The 18,670-nt window shown below is 64.8% G+C and carries 19 protein-coding genes; 9 read left to right on the forward strand and 10 right to left on the reverse strand.

The annotated features are described in order from the left end of the window. Positions 1-134: 134 nt before the first annotated feature. From ABIB95_RS43460 to ABIB95_RS43470, 3 genes are all read right to left on the reverse strand, one after another. A complete protein-coding gene (locus ABIB95_RS43460; protein WP_354248744.1) occupies positions 135-650 on the reverse strand; it encodes a hypothetical protein in 516 nt (171 codons plus the stop codon). 20 nt (positions 651-670) lie between these two features. Further along, entirely contained in the window at positions 671-2,293 is a 1,623-nt protein-coding gene (locus ABIB95_RS43465) for a flavin monoamine oxidase family protein (RefSeq protein WP_354248745.1), read from the reverse strand. A gap of 330 nt (positions 2,294-2,623) precedes the next feature. Beyond that, entirely contained in the window at positions 2,624-3,193 is a 570-nt protein-coding gene (locus ABIB95_RS43470; protein WP_354248746.1) for an alpha-ketoglutarate-dependent dioxygenase AlkB, read from the reverse strand. A 79-nt stretch (positions 3,194-3,272) separates the two neighbouring features. On the opposite strand from ABIB95_RS43470, the gene ABIB95_RS43475 reads away from it, so the two are divergent. Beyond that, complete coding sequence (locus tag ABIB95_RS43475; RefSeq protein ID WP_007597071.1) at positions 3,273-3,413, forward strand: hypothetical protein; 141 nt, start codon at positions 3,273-3,275, stop codon at positions 3,411-3,413. Here the strand turns inward: ABIB95_RS43475 and ABIB95_RS43480 are convergent. Genes ABIB95_RS43480 through ABIB95_RS43490 form a run of 3 tightly spaced genes read right to left on the reverse strand, consistent with a single transcriptional unit; the run spans position 3,410 to position 7,210 of the window. Beyond that, the gene (locus ABIB95_RS43480) at positions 3,410-4,996 is read right to left on the reverse strand and encodes an ATP-binding protein (protein WP_354248747.1); all 1,587 of its coding nucleotides are present in this window, start codon (positions 4,994-4,996) and stop codon (positions 3,410-3,412) included. The two genes, ABIB95_RS43475 and ABIB95_RS43480, sit on opposite strands and share 4 nt — an antisense overlap. After that, positions 4,993-5,697, reverse strand: a complete 705-nt coding sequence (locus tag ABIB95_RS43485) for a response regulator (protein WP_354248748.1) — start codon at positions 5,695-5,697, stop codon at positions 4,993-4,995. Before ABIB95_RS43485 ends, ABIB95_RS43480 begins: the two co-directional genes overlap by 4 nt. 16 nt (positions 5,698-5,713) lie before the next feature. Next, positions 5,714-7,210, reverse strand: coding sequence for a DUF4153 domain-containing protein (locus ABIB95_RS43490; RefSeq protein WP_354248749.1), 1,497 nt, complete (start codon positions 7,208-7,210; stop codon positions 5,714-5,716). A 189-nt stretch (positions 7,211-7,399) separates the two neighbouring features. Here ABIB95_RS43490 and ABIB95_RS43495 point away from each other — a divergent pair, with 189 nt between their 5' ends. Next, complete coding sequence (locus tag ABIB95_RS43495; protein ID WP_354248750.1) at positions 7,400-8,743, forward strand: glycoside hydrolase family 3 N-terminal domain-containing protein; 1,344 nt, start codon at positions 7,400-7,402, stop codon at positions 8,741-8,743. Here the strand turns inward: ABIB95_RS43495 and ABIB95_RS43500 are convergent. Together ABIB95_RS43500 and ABIB95_RS43505 are read right to left on the reverse strand one after the other, a co-directional pair. Beyond that, complete coding sequence (locus ABIB95_RS43500) at positions 8,740-10,362, reverse strand: ABC transporter substrate-binding protein (protein WP_354248751.1); 1,623 nt, start codon at positions 10,360-10,362, stop codon at positions 8,740-8,742. The genes ABIB95_RS43495 and ABIB95_RS43500 overlap by 4 nt on opposite strands. Before the next feature lie 83 nt (positions 10,363-10,445). Then, on the reverse strand, positions 10,446-11,327 hold the full coding sequence (locus ABIB95_RS43505) for a LysR family transcriptional regulator (RefSeq protein WP_354248752.1): 882 nt from the start codon (positions 11,325-11,327) through the stop codon (positions 10,446-10,448). 97 nt (positions 11,328-11,424) lie between these two features. Here ABIB95_RS43505 and ABIB95_RS43510 point away from each other — a divergent pair, with 97 nt between their 5' ends. Continuing rightward, positions 11,425-12,102: a peroxiredoxin-like family protein gene (locus ABIB95_RS43510; RefSeq protein WP_354248753.1), complete on the forward strand. Its 678-nt coding sequence runs from the start codon at positions 11,425-11,427 to the stop codon at positions 12,100-12,102. 3 nt (positions 12,103-12,105) lie between these two features. On the opposite strand, the gene hydA is transcribed toward ABIB95_RS43510, so the two are convergent. Further along, complete coding sequence (gene hydA, locus ABIB95_RS43515) at positions 12,106-13,560, reverse strand: dihydropyrimidinase (RefSeq protein WP_354248754.1); 1,455 nt, start codon at positions 13,558-13,560, stop codon at positions 12,106-12,108. Between the two features lie 114 nt (positions 13,561-13,674). Then, the gene (locus ABIB95_RS43520; protein ID WP_354248755.1) at positions 13,675-14,283 is read right to left on the reverse strand and encodes a TetR/AcrR family transcriptional regulator; all 609 of its coding nucleotides are present in this window, start codon (positions 14,281-14,283) and stop codon (positions 13,675-13,677) included. A 103-nt stretch (positions 14,284-14,386) separates the two neighbouring features. Between ABIB95_RS43520 and ABIB95_RS43525 the strand changes: the two genes are divergently transcribed. The 6 genes from ABIB95_RS43525 to ABIB95_RS43550 all read left to right on the forward strand — a co-directional run bounded on the left by ABIB95_RS43525 (position 14,387) and on the right by ABIB95_RS43550 (position 18,564). Further along, positions 14,387-15,082, forward strand: coding sequence for a PspA/IM30 family protein (locus ABIB95_RS43525; RefSeq protein ID WP_354248756.1), 696 nt, complete (start codon positions 14,387-14,389; stop codon positions 15,080-15,082). Positions 15,083-15,122: 40 nt separating this feature from the next. After that, positions 15,123-15,398, forward strand: a complete 276-nt coding sequence (locus ABIB95_RS43530) for a YiaA/YiaB family inner membrane protein (protein WP_014491840.1) — start codon at positions 15,123-15,125, stop codon at positions 15,396-15,398. Between the two features lie 261 nt (positions 15,399-15,659). After that, entirely contained in the window at positions 15,660-16,721 is a 1,062-nt protein-coding gene (locus tag ABIB95_RS43535; protein ID WP_354248757.1) for an amidohydrolase family protein, read from the forward strand. 15 nt (positions 16,722-16,736) lie between these two features. Further along, complete coding sequence (locus tag ABIB95_RS43540) at positions 16,737-17,849, forward strand: amidohydrolase family protein (RefSeq protein ID WP_354248758.1); 1,113 nt, start codon at positions 16,737-16,739, stop codon at positions 17,847-17,849. 21 nt (positions 17,850-17,870) lie between these two features. Beyond that, positions 17,871-18,284: a Rieske (2Fe-2S) protein gene (locus tag ABIB95_RS43545; protein WP_014491843.1), complete on the forward strand. Its 414-nt coding sequence runs from the start codon at positions 17,871-17,873 to the stop codon at positions 18,282-18,284. A gap of 73 nt (positions 18,285-18,357) precedes the next feature. After that, positions 18,358-18,564 (forward strand): hypothetical protein, encoded by a 207-nt coding sequence (locus tag ABIB95_RS43550; RefSeq protein ID WP_014491844.1) that lies wholly within the window; start codon positions 18,358-18,360, stop codon positions 18,562-18,564. Positions 18,565-18,670 lie beyond the last annotated feature (106 nt).

Here is an 18,670-nt window from a genome sequence, read left to right on the forward strand (position 1 = left end):
TTGGTGCCGGCCCTGCGTGCCCGATATGGGTTCGCGCGTTTGGCCCGTCTTTTCAATTCGCCTTATTAGTTAGTTGGTCTTGAGGCGATTTCACGGCACCCGGTTTCTTGCCCATGTTCTTGCCCATGCGCGGTTCAATTCCCCGGCTGGAAGGTGCAGTCGGCTCCGCTCCCGTCCTTGCGGCGGATGGCATTGGGGTCGATCGTGCAGCTCAGCTTGCTCAGGCTCTCGAAGTTCGATCCCGCAGCACCATCGGGCGGAATGCCGGCGAGCGCTTCTGTCGCGAAAATTTCATTGGCCGTCGATCCGTTCACGGTCCTGCTCTTCTTGCCGAAGGTCAGCTCGCAATTGCGTAGCGTGATGTCGACATTGCCGGTGCGGCAGACGATTCTGTCCACGGTCACCACGATCGGCTTCTTGTAGGGAATCTCGGCATTGGCGGCGAACAGCATCGCCACCGCCTTCCTCTCGGCGCCGGTCAGGTCCGGCGACAGCGGCGCGATCACGCCCGCGAGCGCCAGCGCCGTCGAGCCCGAGACTTTCGCAGGCGTTGCCCCCGAGGCTCCGGCGGCGTTGAGCGCGCCGGCAAAAGCGAGCGCGGCGACGATGCGGGCCCAAATCCTGGATTGGGCCCTTGTCGTGAATGTCATTCGCGTCGCTTCCTCTCCGGTCACGGCTTCGCCGCCGCAAGGCGCCCCGAACCTATGACAGAATTGCTAGTCCGGGCAGAGCCTTGCGCTTCAGGCTGCTTGTCGATGGCCTTGATGATCGCAGCCGCCGCCGTCTGGCCGGACTGGAGAGCGCCTTCCATGTAACCGAAATAGGCAAAGCAGGTGTGCTCGCCGGCAAAGAACAGGCGGTCCTCGAAGCCCTTGGCCAGCAGCGGCCCGGCGAGGCACACCTCGCCGGGGGCGGGACAGGAGTAGCCGGCGGCGGTCCATTCGTCGCGCGGCCAGGCCATGAACTCCGGCTGATCGGCCAGATGCGCGACATAACCCTTGTAGACGCTGCCGATCTGCTGCGCATAGAACGCGTCGACCTGCGTCTGGTCACCGGGCCGGTAGTGCTTGAGAGCTTCCGCCGCGACGTCGGCGCCGGCGAACAGGCTGAGCTCGACCGGATGCTCCGGCGGGGCGATCTGGTTGTCCGTCCCTTCCCAGGTGACACCGAACTGGTTCGAGATGGCCGTTGGGGCGAGGCCCTCGCCAATCCAGAAGCGCTTCTTGAGCGGGCTGAGATATTTCACTGCCGTCCCCATCGTGACGTAGTAGTCGTGCGGCAGGTGGGGCGTGATCGTGATCTTGGCGTTGGGTGAGTCCGGCCACAGGCTCGGGGGTATCGCGAGCACGGCATAATCGGCGGCGAAGGACGCGCGTGCCGTTCCGTTGCCGGAGTGGCTGAATTCCAGGGTCACGCCTTCGCTGTCGATGCGGATGGCGCGCACCGGCGTCGACAGGTGGGTGCTGGCGCCCTTGTCCTCGATGTCCTGCGCGAGACGAATGGCGAGCTCCTGATTGCCTTCCGAGCAGCGCAAAGTCTCGGTCTGGGTGAAGAAGGCGTCGATCTGGTCCTTCATCCGTCCGCCCGCGACGACGGCCAGATTAGCAAGAAGGCTCTGCTTGGTGGTCGGCTGGCCGGCGTCGTTGGAGAACTGCTCGTCCATGGCGTGCTTGGTGAGCTTCGAGCAGTCGAGGCTGGCGATCCACTCCGCAATCGTCCTGGCGTCGAGTTTCCTTGCGCCCTTGGCGCGCCAGGGCTTGTCAGGCTTGACCCTGCCGGCCCACCGACTGAGCTTGCCGAAAGCATCGTCCATCTCGTGATAGACCAGCTTCATCTGGCCGTCGGAGAGCTTGTGGCCGTCGAGAAACACCGGCATGTCGAGCTCGAGCGCGTCGAAATTGGTGTCCGAGGTGATGACGGAGAGGCCGAGCTCGAACCGCTTGGCATATTTCAGCCAGAGCGGATGGTTGTAGCCGATCAGCTCGCCGCCGGCCTCGACGATCCCGCTCGGCTTCTTCTTGCTGAGAACCCGGCCGCCGAAGCGGTCGCGGGCCTCGAACAGCGTCACCTCGCAATGGGCGACGAGCTCGGAGGCCGCCATCAGGCCGGCGAAGCCGCCGCCGATGATCGCGACTTTCGGGCGTCGCACCGCCAGCGCGCGGAGCGCGGTGGGTGAGCGGATCGTGGGTGGGGTGGGTTGAAGGGCGAGCTTGTCCTTGACCCGCCGCTGGCGCTCCGCCCCTGAAATCCTGGGCCCGTAACGCCGGTGCAGCCGCGCAAACAGCGAACGCATCGCGAGCTTCCCTTGAAAAAATGTCTTCTGCCGGGACGGCGCCGTGCCGCGCCCTGAAATGCTGCAACATCGGTTGAAAATAGACCGGCCGATAGAAGCGAGATTAACTTACAATCTTGCGGAGAGTCGAGTGGCGGCTTCTCTTCCGCCCGAAATCTTGCCCCTGGCCGGCAATTGAAGGGAAAATCCGCGAACCGCGCGGCGATTGCGCGGTGCGGCTGTTTTGGTCCGACGTGTCAGACGGTTGCGGCGCGCGACCGCGGCCGCATGCCGGCCGCGCGTTCTACTGTGCATGGGGTTGTTTTCGCAGTTTTAGTTTTGGACCGGCCGCTACGTCCGCTGCATCGTCCGGAAGGTGATGGAATAGCGGCGTGCCTCGACCGGCGGGATGCTGTGCTCCCATTGCGAGCGCGCCTCGCCGTCCATCAGGTAGAGCGAGCGCGGCAGGGCTTCGAGCGCGTGGCGCTCCCATTTGTCGCCGCTGCGGCGGCGGAAGCGGAATTTGCACGGCGAGCCCAGCGACAGGCCGAGGATCTCCTTGAAATGCGGCTTGTCGCGGTGCCAGCCGATGCCGACGCCGGTGTCATATTCGGTGCAGAGCACCTGCCGGACGCTGCCGCCAGCGAGGCCCGCCCAGGCCTCGACCTGCCGCGCGACGGGCAGGACCCAGTCCGGGATCGGCTCCGCCTCGGCCAGCCGTTGCAGCGAATAGTCATAGCGATAGCCGAACGAGGCCACCCGGCGGTTGCCCTCGAAGGCGCCGAACTGGAAGCGCTGGAGCGGCAATGCTGCGATGCGGCCGATCAAGTCCTGCTCGACGGCGGCCTCGACGAAGTCATCGGTATAGCGAAGCCCGGCAGGGCCCGCTTGCGGGGCGGCGAATAGACCAAGCTGCGTCATTGCTCGCATTTCCGTGATGGAACCTATTGGCGGCTGAAGCGACTTACATAGGACACGGAAAAAAACGTGCGAGGCTGTCATGGCAGAGAAGCATACCGCCGATCCGGCAGAGATCATGCGGGCGACTGGTCATCCTGAGCTGGAATATGCCGCCGGCTGGACCATCGCCGGTCTGGTCACCATCGGCACCATCGTCGCCGCCTGGGTGTTCGCGATCTAGGCGATCGGAAACTGGAGCTCGAAGGCCGCGCCCTCGTCGGTCGGCTTCAGCTTGATCGAGCCGCCATGGCTCGCCATCACCGCGCGCGCGATCGCCAGCCCCATCCCGGTGCCACCCTGGTCGCGGCGGGTCGTGAAGAACGCATCAAAGATCCTGTCGCGGTTCGGCGCCGAAATCGGCTCGCCGTCATTGCTGACCGTCACAAGCAGGGTCGTCCGCTCGTCCACCGCCTCCAGCCTGATGGTCCTCGCCCTGTGCCGCATCGCGTTGTCGGCGAGATGCGACAGCACGATCAGCGCCTTTTCGCCGGACATGCCGATCGTCCGGTCGAGGCGGCCGCTGGCCTCGATTGAGCTGGCCGGAAACCGGCTCCGGAGGTCGGCGATCACGGGCGCAAGCTCGGTGCGTTCGTTCTGCGGCAGGCTCTCGGCGCGGGCGAGCTCGCGCAGCCGCTGTGCCATCGCCTCGAGCCGCTGCGTGTCCGACAGGATGTTGGCGATGAACGTCTTCTGCTCGGCGGGCGTCAGGCCTTCCGGCTTTCCTTGAAACGAATCCTGCAGCAGCTCGGCCGCGCCCTTGATTGAGGTCAGCGGCGATTTCAGCTCGTGGGTGAGGTGGGCCGAGAACGTCGCGATATAGTCCGAGCGCCGCGCCAGCTGCTCGGCCATGCCGAGAAAACTGTGCGAGAGCTGGGCGAACTCGCGCGTGCCGTAATGCCGGAGCGGCCTGAACGCCTCGCGATCGCCGCGGCCGATCCGCGCGGCGCGGTCGATCAGTTCGCGCATCGGCAGCGTGATGGTGCGCGAGAATACGAGGCCGATCGCGATGGTGCCGAGAATCACGGCAAACCCCGCCAGCACGAACTTGGCCCGCTCCTGGTAGAGATGGTCAAAGATGTTGCTCGGCGTCCGCGTGGTGTAGATCACCCCGGCAACGCGGTTGTTGACGATGACGGGCATCGCCGAGAACACATGCACGCCGAGGCCGCGGCTGAACGAATAGATCGGCGGCGGCGGCCGATCCGGGACGCGGTTGCGCAGGGTGGCGCGGTACTGCCCGTGCAGCGCGTCCGCGACCTCCTCGATATGGGCGAGCGACTGCCCGACCTCGTAGCGCCCGGCGATCACCACGCCCTGCGGATCGAGGATGCGAAAGCCCGCCAGCGTCACCTTCTGGGTCTCGCGGATGATCGGCGTCAGCCTTGCGCCAATCTCGACATAGGCTGGCTGCGCCGGCTGCGGAGCGGCTTGCGCATCCGGCCGCCGCCGCAAGAGATCGTTGGCGGTGAGGTCGAGCGCGGGACGGATCGGGGTGACCTGGTCGCCGGGGTCAGGCAGCACGTTGGGCGGCACCTCGGCGCCGAGCGTCAGGCCGCTGTCGAGCCGCGCCGTGACCTCCTGCGCATAGATCGTCGCGAGCACGCGGCTCTGCGCGATCAGCTCGGCCTGGGTCTGGCGGATCAGCTGGTTGTCGTAGAGGCGGAAGAAGAACAGGCCGACCAGCGGCAGCACGCCGACGGTCGCCAGCACCGTGAAAATCACGAGGGTGAGCGACGGCCGCCATTTGTCGGGCGCTGCGCTCATGCCTCATTCTCGCAGCGGCCGAGCTTGAAGCCGACGCCGTGGATGGTCTCGATCACGTTCTCGCAATTCAACGCCGCGAGCTTGGCGCGGATGTTGCGGATGTGGCTGTCGATGGTGCGGTCGGAGACCTGGATGTTGAGCTGATAGGCCGCCCGCATCAGCTGCTCGCGGTTGAACACCGAGGTCGGCCGGGTCAGGAACGCGCGCAGGATGCCGAACTCGATCGCGGTCAGTTTCAGCGGCGTGCCGGCGAAGGTCGCGATATGCTGTTCGGGATCGATCAGGAGGCCGCCTTGCGACAGCGCGCCCGGCCCGGCCTTGGCCTCGCCATTGCGCGGGCTGAGGCGGCGCAGGATGACGTTGACCCGCACTACCAGCTCGCGCGGGCTGAACGGCTTCGTCACGTAATCGTCGCCGCCGATCTCGAGGCCGAGGATGCGGTCGATCTCCTCGTCGCGCGCCGACAGGAACAGGATAGGCACGTCGGACACCTTGCGCACCTCGCGGCAGACATCGAGCCCGTCAAACTCGGGCATGCCGATGTCGAGCACGATCAGGTCGGGCTTGTCGGCGGCAAAGCGGGCGAGCGCCTCCTTGCCGTCGCGCGCCTCGATCACGTCCATGCCGGCCTTCTTCAAGGCGACGCGGATGACCTCGCGGATGTGGCCCTCGTCGTCGACGATGAGAATGCGATGCGCCAAGAACTTCTCCGCTTCCTCAGCCTGCCTGCTGATCCTTCGCCTGCGCGTCCAGCCTGCGCTGGAGCCGCCAGCTCCGAAAGCCCCAGCTCCGCCAGGCCAGATCCTGGCGCTGCTGTTCTACAAGGCGGTCGCGGCGCGACACAAGGCAGCTCTCGGGGGCGCCGGGCCGGAGCAGAAGCGCCTTGTCGATGGCAGGCAGCGCCTGCGGCCCGAGCGTCAGGAGATAGTTGATGTCGATCTGCACGCCCTTGCCCGATGCTTCCCGGCTGTGGGCGACATTGTAGTCGGCAATGAACGCATCGAAGTTCACGAGCGAGCAGCTATAGAGCACGATCGTCAGCGCGATCAGATTGGCACCGACGAGCCATTGGTTGGACCGGTTGAGCGCGATGCGAGCCACGATCAGGACCAGCCCGAGCGCCACCAGCCCCATCCAGATGAAGGCCGCGATGCGCCAATAGGTCAGCATGTAAATGTCGACATAGAGATCGAGGCGGAGGATGGAGGAGGCGACGAGCAGCACGTTCTGCCCGACCCATAGATAGACCAGCGGCCGGATCACCTTCGATTTCTCGGCCGCCCCGCCCGGGCGCATCGCGACCAGCACGAAGGCGGCGGCGAGCAACGCGGTCGCTATCAGCGGATAGGCGCCGCGATGGGCGTAGGCCGCATAGGTCAAATTGTCGGGCAGCGCCACATGGCCCCAGAGATAGATCCCGTCGAGGATGGACTGCGCCGCGAACAGCAGGTTGAACAGGATCAGCGAGCGCAGAATGGTGGAAGGGTTCAGAAACTCGGCCGAGACCAAGGGCGGGAGCGGGGGCGGCACGGGGCCGTCGGCAATGGCGGTGGTAACAATCGTCCTGCGCCGCCAGCGCACATGAATGAACGGCCAAACCAGCGCCAGCATCATGGCCCAGAACAGCAGGCGCGGGATGCTGATATACTCGAGGATGAGCTTTGGATTGAGCAGGGACACCCACTGCTCGATCACCGGATTGGCTGCAGCGAACAGTGCGACGAAGACGGTGCCGAGCGCTGCCGGGAGCAGCCAGAGCGCAAGGCCGCGGGTGAACGCCGACATGTTGAAGATCTGGAGCGCCTCGAGGAAGAACCTGAAGGGGCCGAACAGGACAAAGTTGCGCAGCGCGCGGACACGCTCGGTGAGCCCGGTCGTTTCCGGATTGGTCGCGAGCAGCAGCGCGATCGTCAGCGATGCGACGAGGATCAGGAAGGACAGCATGTTGAGCTCCTCGACGGCCGGGACGAGACCGGCGACGAGAATGGCCGTGCCGATCATGGTGCGCCGCAGATCCAGGGCCGCATGATTGAAGAGCACCGACACGCAGGCCATCGCGATCGCAAAGAGCGTCAGCGACAGCCCGATCCGCTGGCCGTAGAACAGCCAGTCGGCGAGCGCGGCCAGCACCAGCGCGAGGCCGACCTTGGCCGGGATCGAGGAATGTCTGATCGGCTGGATTTCCGCTGCTATCGTCGAAGCCAGGCTCGTCATGTCCAAATGACCTTTCGTGATGGGTGGCATCACGAAGTCTGAACGGCGCTTGTGCAGAAGGCGGGACCATCGTCTGCACGGTTTCAGGAGTCTTTTGCAGTTTTCGTGCAGGCGCGCGTTTGCCTCTCGCACAGCGTGATTCGCTTTGATAGGTGCGAAGCATTCGCCACTCATAGCGTGTGACGCATCATGCAATTCCTCGGTCGTATTGGTCTCATCCTGCTCTGGCTGGCCGCGCCGCTCGTCGCATTCGTGGCCGCCAACAAGAACGATCCCTATCTGGTCCCGCTGCGCGGCGCTGGAAACCTCGCGCTTGTCGTCGCAAGCCTCGCGATCGTCATCCTCCTGCTCCGCAGAGGACGGTGGCGTACCATTGCAGGCAAGCTGCTCGTCGTGCTCTGGTGCCTGCCGCCGGTCCTGATGTCGGCGGCGCATCTGAAGTTCGAGCTGCGCAAGCACGACGTGCTTGCCGCGAGCGCCACCGAGGCGCGTCAGCTCGGACCTCACTTCATGGTCGGCTATTCCTCCTTTCCCGAGGTTGCGCGCCTTGCCGAGCAGGGCTTGATCGGCGGCATCTACGTGACCCGGCGCAACATCCGCGGCCGGACCGTCGAGACGTTGCGCACCGAGATTGCGGCGCTCCAGGACAAGCGGCGCGTCGCTGGCCTGCCGCCGCTGGTCGTTGCGGCAGACCAGGAGGGCGGCATCGTCGGACATCTCGCGCCGCCGCTGACGAAGGTGCCGGCGCTGGCGACGCTCAGCGGGCTCGCTCCCGACGAACAGCAGGTCAGGGCCGAAGAGTTCGGCCGCATCCACGGCCGCGAGCTCGCCGGGCTCGGCGTCAACCTCAACCTCGCGCCGGTGCTCGACCTCAAGCCGCCGGTCCGGCGCAATCGCCTCGACTTCCATACACTGATCGGCCAGCGCGCGATTGCGACCGACCCTGCCGTCGTCAGCACGATCGCGAGCGCCTATGTGCGCGGGCTGGAAGAGTCAGGCGTCGGTGCTACGCTGAAGCATTTTCCCGGCATTGGCCGTGTCCGCACCGACACGCATCATTTCAGCGCCAAGCTCGATACGCCGGTGAAAGAGCTCGAAGCCACCGACTGGCTGCCGTTCCGCGAGGTGCTGTCGCATTCGCGCAGCGCGCTCATGGTTGGGCATGTGACGCTCACGACCGTCGATCCCGATCGCGCCGCCTCGCATTCGAAACGCGTTATTGATGGCATCATCCGGGACAAGTGGGGTTACCAGGACATGGTGATGACCGACGACCTCGTGATGGGTGCGATCTACCAGCACGACGTCTGCAAAGCCGTGGTCGAGGCGATCAACGCCGGCGTCGATCTGCTGCTGGTTGCCTATGATGGCGCGCAATTCTATCGGGTCTTCGCCTGCGCGCTGGATGGGTCGCGGCAGGGCAAGCTCGACGCCGCGATGCTGCGCACGAGCGCGGCACGGTTGGCGCGGGGCTTCCCGACCGAGCCGGCGCGAGCCGCCTCAGGCGTCGTCCGCGTTGTCGAGCGGCATTAGCCCTTAGCGAACTGGCGGTAGTCGGGTTCGCGGTGAAACCAGAACTCGTAGCCGGTGATGGCCTTCTGCATGGCGACGTCGTGGATCGGCTGGTTGAGCGGAACGACGGGAACGTCGCGCATGCAGAGCGCGATGAAATCCTTCACGCACCGGTCGTATTCCGCCGCATCCGCGGTGAACCGCGCCTTGTCGATCAGCGCGTCCATCTCCTTGTTCTGGTAGGAGGAGATGTTGAAGATCGAATTGTTGCCGTGGAAATTCCAATAGAAATAGTACTCGGGATAATCGAGCCAGCCGCTGAAACGATTGAGCGCGAGCGGCAGCTCCTTCTTGTTCAGCGTCGTGCGCCAGTTCGCGCCGGGGATTTTTTCAATCGATGCCTTGATGCCGATCTTGGCGAGACTTTCCTGGATCAGGATGGCGGTCGGCTCGCCGACGGTCGCAGTGCCTGTGTCGAGCGACAAGGTCGTCTCCAGGCCGGACTCGAAGCCTGCCTCCTTCATCAACGCCTTGGCCTTGTCGAGATCGGTGACATAGGGAAACGGCTGCGGCCAGACCGGCTTTGAGACTTCGGCGGCTCCGCCATACATAGGAACGGCGCGGCCGAAGAACGCGCTGCTCTGGATCTGCTCATAAGGCATCGCCCAGGCGATGGCCTGCCGTAGCTTCACATTGTCGAACGGCGGCTTCGCCGTGTTGAGTGCGATGTACCAGAGCGCATTCGGGATCGGCACCCCCGATACCTTGACCTTGCCCTCCCGAATGATCTGCTCGAAATCGCGCGGCGCAAAGCCGCTGGAAATATCCGCATCGCCTCGCTCCAGCATCGCGCGGCGCGTGCCGGCCGAGGGGACGTCGCGCGCGATCACGCGCTTGATCTTCGGCAGCGGTCCGCTCTTCCAGTCGTCGAAGCGCGCCAGCACGGTCTCGCTGCCGGGCTTCCAGCTTTCGATCCTGTAGGCGCCGCCACCAGCCTCGTTGGTCCTGAGCCAGGCCAGCGCCCAGGGATCTTCCGCCGTCGCGTTCTTCTTGGCGAGTTCGGAATTGATGATGAAGGGGACGACGACGGCGACGTTGAACAGCAGCATCTTGTCCTTGCGGACATAGTCGATGCGGAAGGTGTGATCGTCGACCACCACGAACTGCTCGGGCTTCTCCAGCGATCCCGCCGACATCTGGAAGGTCGGGAAGCCGCCGACCTTCACCGCGCGGTCGTACGACCATTTGACGTCCTTGGCGGTAACAGGCGTGCCGTCGTGGAATTTCGCGTCCTTGCGAAGCCTGAAGGTGCAGGACATGCCGTCGGCGGCGACCTCCCAGCTCTCGGCGAGTTCGGGCGCGAGCTTCTCGCGATCATAGGACACGGTCCCGTCGGGCAGCGTTCTGGAGGCGTAGGTCAGCAGGCGGTCGTAGCAATTCCAGGACAGGCCGTTCACGGTCTGGTTGGAGCCGACGCCCTGCATGTCGAGCGAGTTCGGCCCGAGCTCCTGCACCACCAGCAACGTCTCGCTACGCCCCTGCGCCCTGGCGAAGGAGGGCGTGATCGCCGTCAGTCCGGCCGCGCCAAGGCCGCCGAGCACCAAATCGCGGCGGTTGATGTCGAAAGGTGATGCGCTCATCGGTGCCTCTTTTGCCGGAGATCTGCAATGTAAAGAGGCAAGGCGCATGCCATCAGCGGCGCTTCAAGGCGTCGCATCCGCGCCTATCTCAACTCCTCCGCCAGGAAGTCGACCAGCGCGCGTACCTTGGTCGAGGGGCGCGGACCCGCCGGGAACACGGCGTACACATCGACAGGTGCGAGCTTGTAGCTCTTCAACACCGGCACCAGCGCGCCTGCCTCGATCTCGGGGCCGGCCATCACCGGCGACGTCATCGCGATGCCGAGGCCTGCCAGCACGCTCGCGAAAACGCCGGGTCCGGAGTCGGTGGTGATGCGGCCGCGGACATCGACCGAGGTCTCCGCGCCGTTGCGGGTGAACGACCAGGTGGTACGGCCGAACAGGCCGGGACCGAAGATGCAGTCATGCGAGGCGAGATCGGCCGGCGTCTTCGGGGTCCCGCGCTCGGCAAGATAGGATGGCGCCGCGACGAGAAAGCGCGACACGGTCGCAAGCTTGCGTGCGCCGAAGCCGGAATCGTTGAGGGGGCCGAGGCGAATGGCGACGTCGGTGCCCTCCACAACCAGGTTTTGCCGTTCGTCTGCGACGGACAGCTCGACGCGCAAGAGGGGATGGGCCCTGAGGAATTTCGGCAGGCGCGGAATGATGTTTCGCGTGCCGTAGACGATCGGCATCGTGATGCGCAGCGTTCCACGCAAGGAATCGACGCCGCGCGCGGCGTCCTCGGCGTCCTCGATATCAGCCAGCACTTCGCGCGCACGCGTCAGGAACAGTGCGCCAGCGTCCGTGACCGCGATGCTGCGCGTGGTCCGCAGCAGCAGCTTGACGCCGAGCCGCGTCTCCAATTCGCCAATGATGCGCGACACTGAGGGTTGCGACAGGCCGAGCTCGCGTGCGGCCTTCGAAAAGCTGCCACTCTCGGCCGCGCGGACGAAGACGGCCAATTCCTGGAGCCGGTCACTCATTTGAAATCCAGATAAATGTTCTTCGTATCGACCGTATACTCCTTCATTTTCGAATGATCCAGATAGGACGGGCCAACAGCAAAAGATGGAGCTACCCATGGCCCTGCAAGACAAACTCGACGCCTTCAAAGCTGACTTCGAAGCCGGCCGCTTCCCGCTCAAGCCGAGCAAGGAGGCGCTCGACACCATGCACCGCGCCACTGCCGAATTGATCGCGAGCGGCCAGGCGCAGCGCGCCAGGAAGGCCGGTGACGCCGCGCCGGAATTCATCCTGAAGGACCCCGACGGCAAGCAGGTCGCCTCGCGCGACCTGCTCGCGAAGGGTCCGCTGGTCGTGTCGTTCTATCGCGGCGTCTGGTGCCCGTATTGTAACCTCGAGCTCCAGGCGCTCCAGGAAGCGCTGCCGGAGATCGCCGCGCGTGGTGCGAGCCTTGTTGCGATCTCGCCGCAGACCGCGCCGAACAGCCGCAAGTCGGAGCGCGAAAACAAGCTGTCGTTCCCGATCCTGAGCGATGTTGCGAGCGGCCTCGCGGACGTCTTCGGCATCCGCTTCGCGCTGCCGGCCGATCTCGTCTCGCTCTACAAGTCCTTCAAGAACGACCTGCCGACGTTCAACGACAATCCGGCCTGGGTGCTGCCGATGCCCGCGCGCTACGTCATCGGCCGCGACGGCATCATCGCCTATGCGGAGGTGAACCCGGACTACACGCATCGCCCCGATCCGTCCGAACTGTTGCCGGTGCTCGACCGGTTGCGGGCCGGCAAGGCGGCCTGATCGCTACGGCGTGACCGCTCCGCGCGAAACCGCGCGCGGGGCGGTCAGTTGTTTCCATGTCGAGTTGGCGACGTGCACCGGCGAGAACGCCGGCCGCTCGATGTAGTGACCGTCGCCGGCCTCGGCGCGGAGATCGCCAGCCTTCCAGACGACGCGGCCACGCGACAGCGTCGCGGCCGGTCCGCCGGTGCAGGCAAAGCCTTCGAACACGTTGTAATCGATCCGGCTCATCTGTCGCTGCGCGCTGATGGTCTTGCTCGCCCTGGGGTCCCACACCACGAGGTCCGCATCCGAGCCGACGGCGACGGCGCCCTTGCGCGGGTAGATGTTGAGGATGCGCGCGATGTTCGCCGAGGTCACCGCGACGAATTCTTCATTCGTGAGCCGTCCCGTGGCGACGCCCGCGGTCCACAACAGTGCGAGCCGATCTTCGAGGCCGCCGGTGCCGTTCGGGATCTTCCTGAAATCGCCGAGCCCGAACCGCTTCTGCTCCGTGGTGAAGGCGCAATGGTCGGTGGCGACTACCTGGAGCGAGCCTGATTGCAGGCCGGCCCAAAGACTGTCCTGATGCGACTTGTCGCGGAACGGCGGCGACATCACGCGCTGCGCGGAATGATCCCAATCCCTGTTCTGGTACTCGCCGGCATCCAGCAGCAGATGCTGGATCAGCGGCTCGCCATAGACGCGTTTCCCAGCAGCCCGTGCGCGGGCAATCGCTTCATGCGCTTCGCGGCAGCTCGTGTGCACGATGTAGACGGGCGTGCCCGTCATGTCGGCGATCATGATGGCGCGGTTGGTGGCCTCGCCCTCGACCTCCGGCGGCCGTGAATAGGCGTGGCCCTCGGGGCCGGTGACGCCGCGCGCGATCAGCGCTTCCTGCATCAAGGCGACGACGTCGCCGTTTTCCGCATGGACCACAGGCATGGCGCCGAGATGGGCGCAGCGCGCGAACGAGTTGTAGAGCTCGTCGTCGTTCACCATCAGCGCGCCCTTGTAGGCCATGAAATGCTTGAAGGTGTTGATGCCGTAGGTTTTGACCACGGTCTCCATCTCGTCATAGATCTGCTTCGACCACGATGTGACCGCCATGTGGAAGCCGTAGTCGGTCGCCGCCTTCTCGGATTTGTGCCGCCACTCCTGATAGGCTGCGAGCATCGACTGGCCGGGATCGGGCAGGCAGAAATCCACCACCATGGTGGTGCCGCCGGTCAACGCCGCCTTCGTTCCGGATTCGAAATCGTCGGCGGTCACCGTGCCCATGAACGGCATTTCGAGATGGGTGTGCGGATCGATCCCGCCCGGGATGATGTAGGCGCCGCCGGCATCGACGATCTCCGCGCCCGTCGGTGCATCGAGCGATGTTCCGATCGCGACGATGGTCTCGCCGTCGATCAGCACGTCCGCACGGCGCGAATGATCATGATTGACGACGGTGCCGCCGCGGATGAGGAGGGGCATGGGAGACTCCGGAGAGAGGACGAGACGCGGCGAAAGCTAAGCGTGCTGCCAGCGATGCGACAGGCGAAATTTTAATCAGGCGTCGCCGCCAGTCTTGCTGCGCTCTCTCGGCTTCTACGCCGCTCGCGCGATCAAGCCGTCGATCATCGCCCGCACCAGGCCCGCGATTTCCTTCCGCAGCGCCGGCAGCGGCACGGCGACCAGCCTCTGCTCGAGCCCCAGCGCCACCATGCCATGCACGGCCGAGAACAGGCTGCGTGCGGTGATGCCGAGCTCCTCGGTCCCTCTGTCCGGAAACAACGCCGCCAGTGGCGCGTAGATGTGGCGGAACAGCTGCAACTGGTCGTCGACGGACCAGTCGGGGACTTCCTTGCCGGGCTCCATGCGATGCTCGAACATTGCGCGCCAGAGCTCGAGATTTTCTGCGGCGAAATCGCAATAGGCGATCGCGATGCGGACCAGCGTCTCCTGCGGCGATGGATTGCCCGCGCTCACCGCCGCGCTGAGCACCTTGTCGAGCCGGAGGAGCGTGCGCGAGCCGACGCGCAGGACCAACTCGTCCACGTCGGCGACGAGATTGTAGACCGCGCCATTGGCGCAGCCGATCTCGCGGGCGAGATCGCGGGTTTTTAGACCCGCCAACCCACGCTCAGCGATCATCCGCTCGGCCGCCTGGATCAGGTCGGCCCGCATTTTCTCTCGACGTTCCAAGGCTTTAGTCATTTGTTAATCAAATTCTTGAGCGACGCTCAAATATTTATTGAACGATGTTCAAGGTCTCTGCTACAAACCATCTGTGAGCAACGCTCATAACAGGGAGCAGCAAATGTTCAAGACCTTAGTGACACTTTTCCGCGGCGGCGTGGCGGCCGCGGGCGAGGAACTGGAAGACCGTACGGCCCTCCTGATCCTCGACCAGCAGATGCGCGACGCGGCCGCCGCCGTCGAGCGCAGCAAGCGGACGCTGGCGCTGGCAATCGCCCAGGACCAGCAGGAAGGCCGCAAGCTCGAGGCGACCGTCGCCCGCATCGCCGATCTAGAGACCCGTGCGGTTGCCGCGCTCGACGGTGGCCGCGAGGACCTCGCCAAGGACGCGGCCGAAGCCATCGCGGACCTGGAGGCCGATCGCGATGCGGCGATGACCGCACGCGCATTGTTCGCGACCGAGATCATCAGGTTGAAGCGCCATGTCGCAAGCGCGCAGGCCCGCATCACCGAGCTTGATCGCGGCCGTCGTGTCGCCCGTGCCTCGGAAGCGGTGCGCTCGCTTCGCCGCAGTGGCATCGAGGCGGCACGCCCTTACGAGTCCACGCTGCCGGAAGCGGAGAGCACCTTGAGGCGACTGCGTGACCGACAGATGGAAGCCCAGGCCGCTGACGACGCGCTGGTCGAGCTCGATGCTGCCTCCGGCCCGCTCGCTACTGCGGAACGGCTCGCCGAGCAGGGCTTTGGCCCCCGGCTCAAGACGACCGCGGACGACGTGCTGGCGCGGTTGAAGTCCAAGCGCATGCCGACTGCCTGACCCCAAACCCCATCATCATTCGAACCGACAGGAGACCATCATGAACCAGAACGGCCAGCCCCACAGCAGCGCCTGGGTGACCTTCACTTACGCGTCCTTCGCAGCCTCCGCGTTCCTCGTCGCCATCGGCATCTTCTTCCTGCCGATTGATCTCTGGATGAAGGGCTATCTCACGATGGGCATCGTGATGCTGATCCAGACCTGCATCACCCTGACCAAGACGGTGCGCGACAATCACGAGAGCAGCCGGCTGGTGAACCGGATCGAGGATGCCAAGGCCGAGCGCCTGCTGATGGAAGTGTCCAAGGCGGCTTGAGGCGAGAGCGCATATAAGCGCAAAGCTACCTGCAATATGGAGCGGCGGATGCCCTGGCATCCACCGCTCGCGCCGTGAGACCATACACCATCGAGCAGTCGCCGCGTGCAACGATCGCGGACCTTCATATCGCGCCTGCGAAATGCAACCGAGCCATGACGGATCGCGCGGGCGGGCGACCTTGCGCGCCAGCGCGGGCAGGGGCACTCTGCGCAAGCGGCGCACAAGAACGCCGCCAATAAGATTGCGCGAGGAAGCTTCATGGCGGTGACGCGGATCGACTGCGATATCCACCCGGCGGTTGGTGGCACGCGTACGACGCTGCTTCCCTATCTCAGCGATCACTGGAAAGAGCAGGTCGTGAGCCGCGCCATCGACGGGCTCGATCTCACCTCCTATCCACCAAGCATGCCGCTCACCGGCCGCGCCGACTGGCGGCCGGCTAATGGCGCCAAGCCCGGCTCCGACCTCGCCATGGTGCAGAAGGGTGCGTTCGAGCAGCTGGGTGCGAGCCACGCGATCCTCAACGTGCTCTACGGCGCGCAGGCCGTATTCGACGCCTATATGGCCGCGGACTTCTGCAAGGCGATCAACGACTGGATCGCCGCCGAATGGCTGTCGCGCGATCCGCGCCTGCGGGCCTCCATCGTGGTGCCGATGCAGGACCCGGATCTCGCGATCGAGGAGATCGAGCGCCGCGCCGGCGACAACCGTTTCGTCTCCATCCTGGTGCTAGCGCAGGGCGAGACGCTGCTGGGACGGCGGCATTTCTGGCCGGTCTACCGTCTCGCCGAAAAGTACAAGCTGCCGCTGGCGATCCATGCCGGCACGCAATATCGCCAGGCACCGAGCTCGGCCGGCTGGCCGTCGCATCGCTACGAATATTACTTCGTCGAGGCGCAGGCGATGCAGGCGCAGATTTTGAGCCTGATCTATGAGGGCGTGTTCGGCAAATTTCCTGATCTCAAGGTCGTGCTGATGGAATCCGGCGTGAGCTGGCTGCCGGCCTTCATGTGGCGCGCCAACAAGACCTGGCGCGGCGTCCGCGTCGAGGTTCCCTGGGTCGAGCGCGAGCCGGCCGCGATCATCCGCGATAATTTTCGCGTCACCATGCAGCCGTTCGACGCGCCCGGCGACGCCAAGAGCGTCGAGGAGATCATCGACCAGATCGGCTCGGAAAAGATGTTCCTGTTCGCGTCCGACTATCCGCACTGGCAGTTCGACGGCGACGATCCGATCCCGCCGAACCTGCCGAAGAACATCATCGCAAAAATGTGCGTCGACAATCCGCTGGAGACGTTCCCGCGGCTGTCGCTGAACTGATCATTGGAGGTTTGCATGAGTGACGTCATCGACCGCCCGTTGCGCGACGACGAGAAGCCCGCCGCCTCAAGGCTGCGCATCGTCGATTGCGATGTGCATCCCAGCCTGCGTTCCACGGACGACCTCAACGAGTTTCTGCCAAAGCGCTGGCAGCAGCATCTTAAGGAATATGGCAGCCATCTGCGCACGCCCTATCTCTTCACCACGCCCTATCCGCGCTCATCGCCGCTGATCGCACGGCGCGACGCCTGGCCGCCGACGGGTGGGGTGCCGGGCTCGGATCTCGCCTTCATGCAGAAGCAGCATCTCGATCCGCTCGATGTCGAGTTCGGCATCCTGCAGGTGCTCGACCTCTTCATCTTTTCGCAGCAGAACCTGGAATTCGGCGCGGCGATCCAGCGGGCCATCAACGATTGGCAACTGGCGTTCTGGTCGCACCGCGATCCGCGCCTGAAGGCGTCGATCCTGGTCGGGCAGGACGGCGTGGATCTCGCCATCGCCGAGATCGAGCGCTGCGCCAAAATCGGTGAATACATCCAGATCAACGTCTCGCCGCGCGCCAACGAGCCGCTCGGCCGCCGCCGCTACTGGCCGATCTACGAGCGCGCCGAGGCGCTGGACCTGCCGCTCGGCATCCATGTCGGCGGCTATGGCGGCCATGCGCCGACCGGTGGCGGCTGGCCGTCTTATTATGTCGAGGAGCATCAGTCCAACGCGCACACCATCGCGGCGCAGCTTGCGAGCCTCGTCATCGAAGGCGTGCCGGAGCGCTTTCCGAAGCTGAAGATCGTCTTCATCGAGGGCGGGTTCGGCTGGATCCCGTCGGCGGTGTGGCGGATGGACCAGCATTTCGAGCGGTTCCGCAGCGAGGTGCCGCATCTCAGGCGCAAGCCGTCGGAATATGTGCGCGAAAATTTCTGGTTCACAACGCAGCCGATCGACGAGCCCGACGAGGCGCGGCATCTGCGTTCGCTGATCGAATGGGTCGGCATCGATCGTCTGTTGTTCTCGTCGGACTATCCGCACTGGGATTTCGACGATCCGCGCTTCGCCTTCAAGACGCCGCTGACGGAGGCCGAGCGGAAGAAGATCTTCAGCACCAATGCCCGCGCGGTCTACAAGTTCTGAGCAAAGAGATTCTGAAGGAATATGGCCCGTCACATCGTCGCGCGCACCTCGGAGATCCCGCCCGGCGGCAACAAGGTCGTCGATATCGCGGGCCGCGACATCGTCGTGTTCCACGTTAACGGCGAGTTCTTCGCGCTGCTGAACCGCTGCCCGCATGAGGGCGCCCCGCTGGAGAAGGCGGCGTGCGTGGCGCGGCTGACCTCGCCCGAGCCCGGAATCTATGAGCGCTCGCGCGTCGGCGAGATGCTGCGCTGTCCCTGGCACGGCTGGGAATTCGACATGCGCAACGGCCAGTCCTGGTTCGATCCGAAACGGGTCAAGATCCGGTCCTATCCGGTCGCGGTGGAACGTGGCGAAGAGTTGCAGAAGGGCCCGTATGTCGCCGAGACGTTTCCGGTGCATGTCGAAGACAGCTACGTGATTGTCGAGGTCTGAGCCGGCATTGCCGATTGAGATTCCAACGCAGGTGCGTTATGGCTCTCGCGCTTTCCAGAGGCGGAGATGAGCTTTGTCGAAACAATCCCTGCGTGAGGAGGCCGAGCGCCTGATCCGCGAATCGATGGAAAAGAAGACCATCGTCGTCAAGCAGGGCTCGACCCGCATCGAGGCCGTCTGCGGCAAGTGCGGCGCCCCGAACCGGGTGCAGGCGGAAAAGGGCCAGAGCCGGGTCAAGTTCGCCTGCAAGAATTGCGGGCATCAGCAGGAGACGCTGTAGCTTTCTTACCCTCTCCCCTTGTGGGCCTGTTGCGTTATGGGCTCTTGAGGCTGAAGACGTCAGGAGCGAATGCCCTGGTCCCGGCAATTGCCTACCAAGATCTGTA

This window comes from Bradyrhizobium sp. LA2.1, from assembly GCF_040547725.1.
GTDB classification, from domain to species: Bacteria; Pseudomonadota; Alphaproteobacteria; order Rhizobiales; family Xanthobacteraceae; genus Bradyrhizobium; species Bradyrhizobium barranii.

Coding starts and splice junctions, on each gene's coding strand:
- ABIB95_RS43460 (WP_354248744.1), bottom strand. CDS start 650: ATGACATTCACGACAAGGGCCCAATCCAGGATTTGGGCCCGCATCGTC.
- ABIB95_RS43465 (WP_354248745.1), bottom strand. CDS start 2,293: ATGCGTTCGCTGTTTGCGCGGCTGCACCGGCGTTACGGGCCCAGGATT.
- ABIB95_RS43470 (WP_354248746.1), bottom strand. CDS start 3,193: ATGACGCAGCTTGGTCTATTCGCCGCCCCGCAAGCGGGCCCTGCCGGG.
- ABIB95_RS43475 (WP_007597071.1), top strand. CDS start 3,273: ATGGCAGAGAAGCATACCGCCGATCCGGCAGAGATCATGCGGGCGACT.
- ABIB95_RS43480 (WP_354248747.1), bottom strand. CDS start 4,996: ATGAGCGCAGCGCCCGACAAATGGCGGCCGTCGCTCACCCTCGTGATT.
- ABIB95_RS43490 (WP_354248749.1), bottom strand. CDS start 7,210: ATGACGAGCCTGGCTTCGACGATAGCAGCGGAAATCCAGCCGATCAGA.
- ABIB95_RS43495 (WP_354248750.1), top strand. CDS start 7,400: ATGCAATTCCTCGGTCGTATTGGTCTCATCCTGCTCTGGCTGGCCGCG.
- ABIB95_RS43500 (WP_354248751.1), bottom strand. CDS start 10,362: ATGAGCGCATCACCTTTCGACATCAACCGCCGCGATTTGGTGCTCGGC.
- ABIB95_RS43505 (WP_354248752.1), bottom strand. CDS start 11,327: ATGAGTGACCGGCTCCAGGAATTGGCCGTCTTCGTCCGCGCGGCCGAG.
- ABIB95_RS43510 (WP_354248753.1), top strand. CDS start 11,425: ATGGCCCTGCAAGACAAACTCGACGCCTTCAAAGCTGACTTCGAAGCC.
- hydA (WP_354248754.1), bottom strand. CDS start 13,560: ATGCCCCTCCTCATCCGCGGCGGCACCGTCGTCAATCATGATCATTCG.
- ABIB95_RS43520 (WP_354248755.1), bottom strand. CDS start 14,283: ATGACTAAAGCCTTGGAACGTCGAGAGAAAATGCGGGCCGACCTGATC.
- ABIB95_RS43525 (WP_354248756.1), top strand. CDS start 14,387: ATGTTCAAGACCTTAGTGACACTTTTCCGCGGCGGCGTGGCGGCCGCG.
- ABIB95_RS43530 (WP_014491840.1), top strand. CDS start 15,123: ATGAACCAGAACGGCCAGCCCCACAGCAGCGCCTGGGTGACCTTCACT.
- ABIB95_RS43535 (WP_354248757.1), top strand. CDS start 15,660: ATGGCGGTGACGCGGATCGACTGCGATATCCACCCGGCGGTTGGTGGC.
- ABIB95_RS43540 (WP_354248758.1), top strand. CDS start 16,737: ATGAGTGACGTCATCGACCGCCCGTTGCGCGACGACGAGAAGCCCGCC.
- ABIB95_RS43545 (WP_014491843.1), top strand. CDS start 17,871: ATGGCCCGTCACATCGTCGCGCGCACCTCGGAGATCCCGCCCGGCGGC.